Below are 10,434 nucleotides of genomic sequence, written 5' to 3'. Positions count from 1 at the left end.
CAATCTCGGAGATCAATAAAAATGGATATCCCCAAGGGAGCGACCGTAGCCGTAGCTGATGGCGAGAAGCTCAATTTGTTTCGCAATTCGGGAGACGAGGCCAATCCCAGTCTGACTGCCTCGGCAGTTGAGGATGTGACAAACGAGAACAAGGGATCCGGCGCCCGGCATCAGAGCAGCTCCGCCAACCCGGACAACAGCCGGATCGAGGAAGATAGCTTCGCAGCCGGAACTGCCGAACTGCTCAACCGCCGGGTTCTTGGCGGGCAGATCGACAATCTGATCATCATCGCCGCGCCCCGAACGCTTGGCGAACTGCGCAAACACTACCATCAGAAACTGTCAGCCGTGCTCATCGGCGAAATCGCCAAGGATCTCACGGGCCATTCGGCTCAGGAGATAGAGAAGGCAGTTGCCGCCGCCTAGACGGATCGCACGTGCCGCCCCGGTGTCGCTACGGCTATGGTGAACATAAGGATACCTATTATGAAAAAAATCCCTTGGATGTTTCGCAGCAGCAATGCTCTGCGTCGCATGGCCCGCACAGGCCGATGACGGTGACTTTTTGAAATCGTTTGCCGGAAGTTGGGTTGGCAAGGGAACGGTGAAAACCGACGCCGATTCCAAGCCCATCAAGATCAATTGCAAATTTGCGTCTGTACAGGCTACGTCGTGTTCTCGCGAGCCATCGGCGCCGACGTCAAGACAAATGGCGAGACATACACTGGCACCTATACCGGATCGAGCACCGGCCCGGCCGGACTCAATGGCAATCGTTCAGGCGACGCCTTGGTGCTGGGCATTCGTTGGGCGAAAGAAGTCAATGGTGACCGGGCTGCGCAGTTGAAGCTGGAGAAGGTTGGCGACAACGGGATGCGTCTGACGACAACCGACAAAGACCCATCTACCGGCAAGAACATTGTCATCAGCGAGATCAACCTGAACCGGCCGTAGGATTTAGGTGGTCCGCCGCCGGTTCGCCGTCATTGATGGATCATTTGACGGGCAGCTCCAGGCTATTAAACGGCTGGATATGCAACCAGAATGGCAGTGAAGGGTTCTTGCTATGATTTTGAGCAGGGCCGGCTGCGACCTCCGTCCGAAGATGGCCAATTTACATGGATGTATCGGTTTCTCAAACCGCAGACGACAACATCAAGGCCGGCAAGAGCGGCTTGCTACTTGTTTCGGACAACTATGATGCTTTCGCTGTGCGCGTGCTGGCGGCACGGAGCGCAGTGCGCACGCTCGACCTCATGTACTACCTTTGGCACGATGACCACACTGGCCGTTTGTTACTGCAGGAGGTTTTTCGAGCCGCTGAGCGCGGCGTGCGGGTGCGCATGCTCCTTGACGACGTCAATCCGCGCAAAAACGATGCTGCCTATTGGGCGCTTAGCAATCATCCAAACATCGAATTGAAGTTGTTCAATCCGAGCGGCATCAGGAGCGGCCGGATCATGCGTGGCGTGGAAGTGCTGTTGCGGCTTTTTGCACTGACACGACGGATGCACAACAAGGCTTGGATCGCCGACGACAAGTTTGCCATTGTCGGCGGGCGCAATGTTGGCAATGCCTATTTCGATGCGGCAGAAACCAATTTCCGGGACCTCGACATGCTGCTCCTTGGCCCAGCCGTACAGCAAACCGCAGCAATATTCGATGCCTTCTGGGCGTGCGAGGAAGCCAAGCCAATCAAATCTCTTGGTTCGGCGACGGAGCATGAGCACGTCAGGCTTTTCGAACTAAGCGATTCCGATACCGACTCCAAATTCTTGAACGGGATCGGTGACCGGACCTCGATCTCAGAGTTTATTGCGGCCGGCAACGACGTTCATTGGGTGGATGGAGTGCGGATCATTTCCGATCCACCAGAGAAGGTTCGTGGTTGGAGACGCCGCAGCTGGCTTATGAAAGAGCTGCGTCCCATCATCCAATCGACGCGCGAGTGTCTGGAAATTGTCTCACCCTATTTCATCCCCGGCAAAAGGGGCACAGCGATGTTGCTGGACATTGTCGGTGCCGGTGTTGACGTCTCGGTTCTGACCAATTCCCTGGCCGCCACAGACGTCGCCGCGGTCCACGGCGCTTACGCAAACTACCGCAAGCGGCTGCTGAGGAAGGGCGTCAAACTTTTCGAGCTTCAGCCCTTCAGCCGTCAGCCGTCAATCTCGGTGTTTGGTTCAAAGGGCGCCAGTCTGCATACGAAAGCATTCACCGTTGACGATAGGATTGGCTTCGTCGGTTCCTTCAATTTCGATCCGCGGTCAGTGTCTTTGAATTCGGAAATGGGCGTGCTCTTCGAGGATGCAAGATTGGTTGCCGAGCTGCGGGATCGATTCCAATCAGAGATATCTCCGGAAGCGAGTTACCGTCTCGAACTGAAGCACAATGTTCTGCACTGGCGCGGCTGCGACGGAGGCAAAATGCAGGACTTCACGCATGAACCAGAAGCCGGGGTCTATCGCCGTATCCTCGCGGGCTTGGTCCGCCACCTTCCCATTGAATCTCAGCTGTAGCCGGCAGCACAGATTGCAACGCGGGAGGTGGTCGGGGCTCCAGCTGACAGGACGTCGGCGGCAGATCCGGCATTCGGATTTTGCCCGCGACGGTCAGCACGCCATCGGCGAGTTTTTCGACTTGACCGTACGGCCCAATTTCCACTCGTCATCGATCTTGGACATACGAACAGTCTCGATGGGGGATTCGCATTCACAATAGTTCAGCTCTAATTTCGTTGCGCCATTAACGAGCGCGTTGAAAAAGCCCCAGAAGCGGGCCTTTGCTTCCGTAGGCGGGATCCTTGTGTGGACGGCCAACCTTGGGAATTGTCTCCAGCGCGTCCTCATGTTGGTCGGCAGTCGTGCATTCGTCGTATGTTCCAAAAGGCGGATATGCACCGACGACCAGGAAATCGCTGGATGCAGACAGGCATTGGTGACCGGTGCCGGCCGGAAGTACCGCCACGTCGCCCGCCTTCAGGGACAGCGTCCGGCCCTTTTTGCCGCCAAATTGTACCTTGGCGGTGCCGCGTGCGACGCCCAGCACCTCGTGTATCTGCGAGTGGTAGTGAACGTAGGTGTAGATGCCATTGCGCCAGCTGCCGCCCCAGCCATTGGCTCCGAACAACGCTTCCATGACGGCGGCCGGATCGAATTCGTCGGGCAGGCGCACTGCGCCCCGGTAGACGACCAGCGGCCAAGCCGGATGATTGGGCACAAGGCCATCATCCTTGAATCGGAAGGCATTTGGTTTGCGCCGTCTGACGAGACCGGCGAGATCTTTCTTCCCCGGTCTCGCAACACCGGTGATCTTCTCGACGGCTCTCTTCGCGCTCTCCAGAATGCTCATGCCGAAGCCTCGAGTTGGGACTGGCCGCGCCTGAGCCCTAGTAGTTGAGCTTCGGATACCAATCGGTTCCGCGTCCGCCTGGGGTAAGGTCAAGGATCGACCAGAGTGACGCGATGTCTGGAGCGTCTCGGGGATCCTGGCCGGGGTCAGCCATCTCCGTCGTCATCTCGCTGGCCCAGAACAGCCGTACCCGCTCACCGTCGCGCCTGAACACGACCAGGGCTGGGTTCTCGGTGCCGTCGGTGTTGATCAGCCTGAGATCGTTGGCGTAGTCGTCACCGACTGTCTGGACAAAATCCAAATCGCGCCAACCGCGTTCCCCAGCGAACGCGATCTGGCGCTCGACCGGGCTGCGTCCAAGAATTTTCAGGCTGATGCGCTGCTTAATGTCGGCGGCGTTTCCATTCACCGCACCCAGCCAGTTCGTGCACATGGGACAGGGCCGCGCACGCTGCGGTCCGAACATCCAAAAATAGGTTACGAGTGTGTCCTTGTCGCCGAAAAGCTCAAGCAGTCCGAGATCGGCGCCGTTCGCATCCTTGAAGCGATAATTCTTCTCGATGAGCGGTCCATCCGGCAGGCTTCTGCGCTGTTCGGCAACGCGGGTCATATGCCGACGAAATTCGATCTCGTCCTTCAACAGCGCCTGCCGCGCCTTGCGATATTCATCGCTCGCGCCAGGAAAAGGGGTCCGGGCCTTTCCCGCCAGTGCGTCGGCGGGCGTGAGTGTGCCGCTATCCATGAGAGTCTCCAAGATGTCCGCTGCCATATTCAATTTTGGGCGAGGCGCTCGAAAGTCAACGATGCATCCATGTCAGGATCGGTCGTTCCAGGCGAAACCTGCTCGGCGGGCTGTGCAATGATAGATCGGTCGAGAGATCACTCGACCTGAGCCCAGGACGCGTCATCGGTTCGCAGAGATTCCCCCAGGTCAACCTCAAAAACGCAAACGAGACCGGTCGGCTCGAACGTGATGGTAACGTTCCCTGCAGATTGTGGCCCGAGAAGCCCTTCAAGCATTCGCGTACCGAATCCTTTGCGCTCGACAGCTACCACAGGGGGGCCGTCTAGCTCGCGCCATTCAATTCGAACGTGCTTCCTCTCCTCTCGCCGACTCACCGCCCAGGAGATGGAGACGGTTCCTTCCTTGCACGCGAGTGCTCCGTATTTGATTGCATTGGTGGCCAGCTCATGGAAACCCAATGACAGGGACAGTGCCAGGGCAGGGGTAAGCCAGACCGCATCCCCTGAGATTTGCAAGCGCTCCGTATTGGCATGCGGTGAAAGTGCCGCCGTGACGACATCCTTCAGATCGGCGCCGCTCCAATTCTCTTGCGTCAGGATATCGTGTGCCTTGGCGAGCGAGACGAGCCTGCTTGTGAGCGAGCGTCCCGCCTCGGGCAAACTGGTGGCATTGCGCAGGGTTTGGCTCGCGATGGACTGAACAACCGCCAAGGTGTTTTTGACACGGTGATTGAGCTCGTTAACAAGGAGCCTGCGCTGTTCTTCGCCCTGCTTGCGTGCGGTTATGTCGAGGCTGACCTGCACGGCGCCGATGACCTTGCCAGAAGTGCCGCGGATCGGGCGGGCACTCGACAGAAGTGTGCGCTGAACGCCATTCGGAAGGATGTAGGCAAATTCCTGGTTGTCTGTCTGCTCGCCGCGCATCGCCTTGCTGAGCGGCCGATCTTCGCGGCTCACGGTATGGCCATCCTGCAGGGCAATCGTGTCGATAACCAAATCGGTCGTACCGAAGGACTTCCGAGTGTCGGTCGGTAAACCCATGAGCTCCGCCGCAAAGCGATTGCGTATCACTCGGCGTGCTTGGGGATCGTAGGTGAACCAGACCGCCGCAGGGGCCGTTTCCAGCACAGCTTCCAGTTCGAATTCGCGTTCAGCAAGCGCGCGTTCGGCGGCGACAAGCGCGTCAGCGATAACTGCAAACTCTGAGATCGCGGTGGACATGGCCTTGACCGGTCGGCCTTGTCCCAAAGCATCAGCGCGGCTAGCCAGATCGCGGGCCGCCTCGGCAAACCCCTTGCCGACCACGTAGGTGAGTGCGGAAGAGATCAACATTGCCACAAGGGCAAGGGCGGCGATCGCTGCCAGAGATCGCCAAAGGGGTGCCTGAACGATCGAGAGCGGCACGTTTGCAGTGTAGAACCAGTTAGAGGCGCCGGAGCGGTAGTAGCCGGCCAGCAGCGTCATGCCCTGAAAGTTGCGGGAGGTGAACGTGCCCGAGCGGCCGGCTACTTTCTCCAGATACTCGGGCAACCCCGGCTTACCGGTCATTTCCTCGTGAAGCCTGGACCGTGCCACATAGGCGCCCTCCCGGTCACCAACTCCAATAGTCCAACCCTCCGGCACAGCCGGCATCATGATGTCGCGAATGTGGTTGGTGCGGACCGAAATGGCGAGGAGCCAGTCTTCGCCGTTCGGGCCATGCACAGGAATAGAGACTGCAATTCGATATGTGCCCGAAACCGCATAGACGCCACTGACGATCGGCAGATTGGACCTTAGCTTGGCTATCTCCGATGTTGACAGCGCAGAGACTGGCGGCAAGGCGGTGCCGAAGGGCGCCTGAGTGCTGAGCAACTGGTTGCGGCCTACGTCACGCAAGAAGATGATGCGATCTGTTCCCAGCACCAAGCGGGCCGCTTCCTTGTGCAGCGTCATCAGGTCGCCTCGAGACATAGCGGAGGATTTAGACAGACCGTCTACCACCGTGGCGAGGTTGGTAATCTCGCCTTCGACCACGAGTGACATCTGGTGCGCGACCTGCAGCGCCTCACTCTCGAAACGCGACCGCTCGTTCAACGCGTATTGGGCGAGGAGGTAAGCAGCGAAGAGCCAAACCGGTACAACCGCGGCTGTTATCAGACCCAGGAGATACAATCGAGCTGACAGACGAGGCAATTTCATCCCCACACTTGTTCGGCGCGCCAATCATCATGCTGAGACTAATCAAGTGCGATCTAGAAAATGAAACTATTTATCCCCGCCTAGGTAAGGCCGAGGAAATTGCATCTGCGAGTTGGTGCGGTTCGAACGGCTTTTGAAGTGTCATGACTTCTTTGAAGCGCTCGTCCAGGCCACGCAGACCGTAGCCTGTGGAGAAAAAGAAAGGGATACCTCGCTCCTGGAGCAACTGGGCTACGGGAAAGGATTGTTCATTCGCTAGATTGACGTCCAGAACCGCGAGATCAAACGTTTCTTCCCTCGCCATCTTTAGCGCAGTGTCAAGGCGCATTGCGGGGCCGAGAACCTCAAATCCCAAGTCCGCCAACATGTCTTCGATGAGCATGGCGACAAGCACTTCGTCCTCAACAACGAGCACTCTAGGGCGCCTTTGGTTAGCCATGTGGCACCTGGCGCGCGAAAAGCATGACGAGAATGATCATCAGAATCGGAATTCCAGCACGGCAAAGCAGTCTCGACTACCCATTATATCCCTCCCACAAATTTGTTAGCGCCCGCTAACAATTCGCGGAAGAATCATTCGTTCCCTGACGTTCGCACATGGCCGCTCGGCGCGATCGAACCTCAGCCGCGACGCGCCGCCTCGATCACCGCGACATCGATTTTCTTCATGTCCATCATCGCATCAAACGCGCGCTTGGCTTGGTCGCCGCCGGCCGCCATCGCCTCGGTCAGTATGCGCGGTGTAATTTGCCAAGACACGCCCCACTTGTCTTTACACCAACCGCAAGCGCTTTCCTGGCCGCCATTCCCGATGATTGCATTCCAGTAGCGGTCCGTCTCTTTCTGATCGTCGGTGGCGATCTGGAACGAGAAGGCTTCGCTCTGTATGAACGCTGGGCCGCCATTGAGACCGATACAGGCAACGCCAGCGACGGTAAATTCGACCGTCAAGACGTCGCCCTTCTTTCCGGACGGAAAGTCACTTGGTGCGCGATGGACGGCACCCACTTCGCTATCGGGAAAGGTCTCGGCGTAAAACCGAGCCGCAGCCTCCGCGTCCTTGTCGTACCAGAGGCAAATCGTATTTTTTGGCATTGCGTGTTCCTTTCGATCTGAAGCCAGACCAGCGCTTCCCGTCATGGCACTCTGGGATTTGATACTCGTCGCTGGCGGCTTGGCTCTCACCTCCCTCAAACGCTTGAAGCGAAGATAGGCTGCAGCCGCGCAATCGCACCGGGCCGGGATGGCCCGTCGCTGCGCGAAATGACCTCCGCCATCTTCAGAGACAGGACGTGCTTGTCGGCGAAAAAATTCAGCTCGTAGGAGCAGGTGTCCGAATCCGGTTCGGTGCTGGTCGTTGGCTTTGCCATCGCACCTCCTTTGCAGCTCGTCATTTGAATGTCGGCAGTTGCTGCCCTTGGTCGAGACTGGATTGGCCCGGCGACGGGGTTGTCCATCGGCGATACGAAGTCAGGGGTACCTGAGGCCACTTGCGGCGCCCCGGCCTGGGCGGCAAATTTGGCGGCAGGAATATTCGTCTGCGGTAGGAACTGGTTGCTGTTGGCCGAGTTCAATTCACGACAACAGGAGTGAAAAATCGTGAACACACCAACCAACGACCTCAGCGAAACTTCAAGCGACCTGGAATGGCTTCACACTTCCGATGCCGAGAAGGCCGGCACCAGCAAGGAAGCACTCGGCAAGTTGAAGTCGAGCGCGGCTGAAACCGCAACGCACCTCAAAACCGCAGCCGCGTCAGTTTCGACTGACGCGAAGAATTATGCCGGCTCGGTGGCATCGGATGCTGCTGGAGCATTCAAGGAAGCGGTCGAGTCGAACAAGACCGCGGGCGCCGACGCGATCGCCAATATCGCCCATTCCGTCAAAGAAGCGGCCGACGGCATCGAGAAGCAATCCCCACAGGTTGCTGGCATGGTTCGGAGCGCGGCCGAAGGCGTGGAACGGATTTCTTCGGATATCAGGGATCGCAACGTTGGCGAATTGCTGGATTCGGTGACGAAATTCGCCCAGCGCCAACCGGCTGCCTTTTTCGGCGTCGGCATCCTGGCCGGCGCGGTTCTCACGCGCATCATGCGAAGCTCCGATCGGTCCTGAGAGGAAGAGCACTCCAAATGGATGATGGTTTCGATCGCCGACCCTTGGGGAGCGTGTTCAGCGAAGGGCTGAGCCATTTCGCTTCGCTGATGCGCCTCGATCTTCGGCTTCTCCAGGCGGAGATGAAGGTCAAGACGTCGACGATCGTCTCATCGGGTGCATGCGGCATCGCCGCATTAGCACTCTTTGTCCTGGCAGCGTTCGCGATGGTCCAGTTCCTGATCCTCGCGATGATCCATGTCGGCGTAAATCCGATGGTCGCTTGTCTGGCGGTCGGTGTTTTGCTGGGGGTCGGCGGAGTGCTGTTGCTCTATCTTGCCAAGCGAGCGCTGGTGGGATGGACCATCACACCGGTCGAGACCGTCAACCAGGTGCGCACCGATATCGCAGCACTAAAACAGGGGATGCGTTTTGGCTCAACCCAGTGAAGAGATGCGAGAGATCATGCTGCAAAGCCGAGCAGAACGGCAGGCCTTGTTTGAGCCTGTCAGCGAAATAGGCCGGCGGCTGCAGCCCCGGAATCTGGTCGATGCGTCGACCCGCTACGCGAAGCGGAAGGTTGCGATGGCGCTTGGCGGTGTGTCCGACGCGGTGAAGGATAATGGCGGCGCCGCCGCAGCAGTCGCGTTGGGCGCCGTTGCGGTGTTTGACGCCGGCAGGCGAAGTGCCCGCGGCCCAGCAAGCGCCGATGGCGACGGTGTCGACCTGGTTGCCAGCACCACGCATTCGGACGCAGCGTCAATTCGATACGAAGCCCATACGCCCAAGGCGATCACAAACTCAATGCGTGCGAAGGTGCTTGCTGGATCTGCAGGAGGCCTGTTGCTTGGCCACATTATCGGCAAGGCGTTCGAGCCCACAGCAAAAGAGCGCGCCCTGTTCGGCAAGGCTGGAGCTGAAGTTCAGGATGCCGCGGACAAGTTTATCGCCGAACACGCGCGCGGTGCGAAATTGGCCGCCGCACAGGCCTTCGGATTTGCCAGATACGCCGCTGTATTCCTGTCTGTATTGACGGCAGCCAGCGACTATCTCGGCCGCGCGGATGAAGACGACGATCAGCCAAATCGCTAATCGGCAGTGACGAGAGGCTGTTCATAGAATTCCCATGCAGATTGTTGGAATCAACATTGGGCTTGCGGCCGCGCCCTCCGGCCTGCCTCTGGTTCGAGTGGTGTTTGAAGGTGAGGGCGGGGAAGCTGTCGCCGTCGAAATGGCGCGAGGCGAAGACGCCGACAGCGCGCTGGGCGCAATCGACCGTGCAAAAGCCCTGCTTGTCCAGACCGCAACGTTCGAGATGCCAGTCAACGGGAACGACGTGTCGGATGGTTCTGCGGAACGCGACGATGTCCATTCGGGGGAGAGCAGTATTTACACGTTCGAATATCGCGATGGGGACAAGGCCGGCCAGGTTCCCCCTGCCGAAATGCCACGTTTTGAGGCCTCTCGTGCCGAAGCGATCCGTTGCGCAATCGACATGCTGGTCGATCTGCAGCCCGGCGCTGACGATCTGACCGGATGGTTGGTACGCGTGCGCGACCAGGGCGGCAACGAGCTCTTTGCGCGATCGACGTTGCCGAGGCTCAAGCCGCCCGGCAGGCCAATGACAACAGGCCGCGTTGACCTGGCAGTTGCGGGCCGGGACTGAGGCTCTGGCCATGCGCCCGATCGGTTGGCTGGTGGCGCGTAATGGCGGCGGCGATTGTCCGGGTCTGCGTCTGACTGCCCGTGGCCGACAACCGGTTGACAGCGAACGACGCGCATCTTGTTCGCCCGTCACCTCCTTGGGAGGCGACGGGCTGACGTAGCAACGTGCTCAGTCGTAGACCTTCACGATTTTGCGGGTGCCCGGATCCACGAGAACCGTGCGGTTGTCGATCACGACGTAACGGTATTGGACGTTCGGCACTTCGTGAAGCTCGACCGTATCAGGCAGAGCCGTGCCGACGTTGAGTTCCACACCGGGAAGCTTCACCGAAGCGAGAGGCTGTTTCTTCACATATTCACGGATAACCGTGTCTTGCTCGGGCTGGATGATGATGTCTT

At 58.7% G+C, this 10,434-nt stretch carries 14 protein-coding genes; 7 read left to right on the top strand and 7 right to left on the bottom strand.

All coding sequences use genetic code 11. The annotated features are described in order from the left end of the window. The first annotated feature begins 21 nt into the window (after positions 1-21). The 3 genes from AC04SH_RS34015 (at position 22) to AC04SH_RS34005 (ending at position 2,519) form a co-directional block, all read left to right on the top strand. Positions 22-426: a host attachment family protein gene (locus tag AC04SH_RS34015; RefSeq protein ID WP_488578010.1), complete on the top strand. Its 405-nt coding sequence runs from the start codon at positions 22-24 to the stop codon at positions 424-426. 246 nt (positions 427-672) lie between these two features. Next, positions 673-954, top strand: a complete 282-nt coding sequence (locus AC04SH_RS34010) for a hypothetical protein (protein WP_488578009.1) — start codon at positions 673-675, stop codon at positions 952-954. Between the two features lie 164 nt (positions 955-1,118). Continuing rightward, positions 1,119-2,519 carry a phospholipase D-like domain-containing protein gene (locus AC04SH_RS34005; protein WP_488578008.1) on the top strand — a complete coding sequence of 467 codons (1,401 nt, stop codon included), beginning with the start codon at positions 1,119-1,121 and terminating at the stop codon, positions 2,517-2,519. Between the two features lie 226 nt (positions 2,520-2,745). Here AC04SH_RS34005 and AC04SH_RS34000 read toward each other — a convergent pair whose 3' ends face one another. The 6 genes from AC04SH_RS34000 to AC04SH_RS33975 all read right to left on the bottom strand — a co-directional run bounded on the left by AC04SH_RS34000 (position 2,746) and on the right by AC04SH_RS33975 (position 7,892). Continuing rightward, positions 2,746-3,351, bottom strand: a complete 606-nt coding sequence (locus tag AC04SH_RS34000) for a cupin domain-containing protein (RefSeq protein ID WP_488578007.1) — start codon at positions 3,349-3,351, stop codon at positions 2,746-2,748. 37 nt (positions 3,352-3,388) lie between these two features. Continuing rightward, positions 3,389-4,093: a DUF899 family protein gene (locus AC04SH_RS33995; RefSeq protein WP_488578006.1), complete on the bottom strand. Its 705-nt coding sequence runs from the start codon at positions 4,091-4,093 to the stop codon at positions 3,389-3,391. 137 nt (positions 4,094-4,230) lie between these two features. Then, positions 4,231-6,276, bottom strand: coding sequence for a sensor histidine kinase (locus tag AC04SH_RS33990; RefSeq protein ID WP_488578005.1), 2,046 nt, complete (start codon positions 6,274-6,276; stop codon positions 4,231-4,233). Positions 6,277-6,346: 70 nt separating this feature from the next. Continuing rightward, positions 6,347-6,691, bottom strand: coding sequence for a response regulator (locus tag AC04SH_RS33985; protein ID WP_488578004.1), 345 nt, complete (start codon positions 6,689-6,691; stop codon positions 6,347-6,349). Positions 6,692-6,897: 206 nt separating this feature from the next. Then, complete coding sequence (locus AC04SH_RS33980; protein ID WP_488578003.1) at positions 6,898-7,371, bottom strand: VOC family protein; 474 nt, start codon at positions 7,369-7,371, stop codon at positions 6,898-6,900. 95 nt (positions 7,372-7,466) lie between these two features. Beyond that, entirely contained in the window at positions 7,467-7,892 is a 426-nt protein-coding gene (locus tag AC04SH_RS33975; RefSeq protein WP_488578002.1) for a hypothetical protein, read from the bottom strand. 88 nt (positions 7,893-7,980) lie between these two features. Here AC04SH_RS33975 and AC04SH_RS33970 point away from each other — a divergent pair, with 88 nt between their 5' ends. From AC04SH_RS33970 to AC04SH_RS33955, 4 genes are read left to right on the top strand one after another with little or no spacing between them, the layout of a single operon-like run. Further along, the gene (locus AC04SH_RS33970) at positions 7,981-8,391 is read left to right on the top strand and encodes a hypothetical protein (RefSeq protein ID WP_488578001.1); all 411 of its coding nucleotides are present in this window, start codon (positions 7,981-7,983) and stop codon (positions 8,389-8,391) included. A gap of 17 nt (positions 8,392-8,408) precedes the next feature. Continuing rightward, a complete protein-coding gene (locus AC04SH_RS33965) occupies positions 8,409-8,819 on the top strand; it encodes a phage holin family protein (RefSeq protein WP_477349560.1) in 411 nt (136 codons plus the stop codon). After that, on the top strand, positions 8,803-9,462 hold the full coding sequence (locus tag AC04SH_RS33960; protein ID WP_488578000.1) for a hypothetical protein: 660 nt from the start codon (positions 8,803-8,805) through the stop codon (positions 9,460-9,462). The genes AC04SH_RS33965 and AC04SH_RS33960 overlap by 17 nt, the downstream gene beginning before the upstream one ends. A gap of 34 nt (positions 9,463-9,496) precedes the next feature. Further along, a complete protein-coding gene (locus tag AC04SH_RS33955) occupies positions 9,497-10,036 on the top strand; it encodes a DUF6894 family protein (protein ID WP_488577999.1) in 540 nt (179 codons plus the stop codon). A gap of 168 nt (positions 10,037-10,204) precedes the next feature. Here the strand turns inward: AC04SH_RS33955 and AC04SH_RS33950 are convergent. After that, positions 10,205-10,434, bottom strand: a 230-nt coding sequence (locus AC04SH_RS33950) for a DUF1236 domain-containing protein (protein WP_488577998.1), incomplete at its 5' end; no start/stop codon positions are given.

This window comes from Mesorhizobium sp. CNPSo 4688 (assembly GCF_057784295.1).
The sequence above is the reverse complement of the archived record's forward strand: the minus strand, read 5'-3'. Positions and strand labels throughout refer to the sequence as shown.

Coding starts and splice junctions, on each gene's coding strand:
- AC04SH_RS34015 (WP_488578010.1), top strand. CDS start 22: ATGGATATCCCCAAGGGAGCGACCGTAGCCGTAGCTGATGGCGAGAAG.
- AC04SH_RS34005 (WP_488578008.1), top strand. CDS start 1,119: ATGGATGTATCGGTTTCTCAAACCGCAGACGACAACATCAAGGCCGGC.
- AC04SH_RS34000 (WP_488578007.1), bottom strand. CDS start 3,351: ATGAGCATTCTGGAGAGCGCGAAGAGAGCCGTCGAGAAGATCACCGGT.
- AC04SH_RS33995 (WP_488578006.1), bottom strand. CDS start 4,093: ATGGATAGCGGCACACTCACGCCCGCCGACGCACTGGCGGGAAAGGCC.
- AC04SH_RS33990 (WP_488578005.1), bottom strand. CDS start 6,276: ATGAAATTGCCTCGTCTGTCAGCTCGATTGTATCTCCTGGGTCTGATA.
- AC04SH_RS33980 (WP_488578003.1), bottom strand. CDS start 7,371: ATGCCAAAAAATACGATTTGCCTCTGGTACGACAAGGACGCGGAGGCT.
- AC04SH_RS33965 (WP_477349560.1), top strand. CDS start 8,409: ATGGATGATGGTTTCGATCGCCGACCCTTGGGGAGCGTGTTCAGCGAA.
- AC04SH_RS33955 (WP_488577999.1), top strand. CDS start 9,497: ATGCAGATTGTTGGAATCAACATTGGGCTTGCGGCCGCGCCCTCCGGC.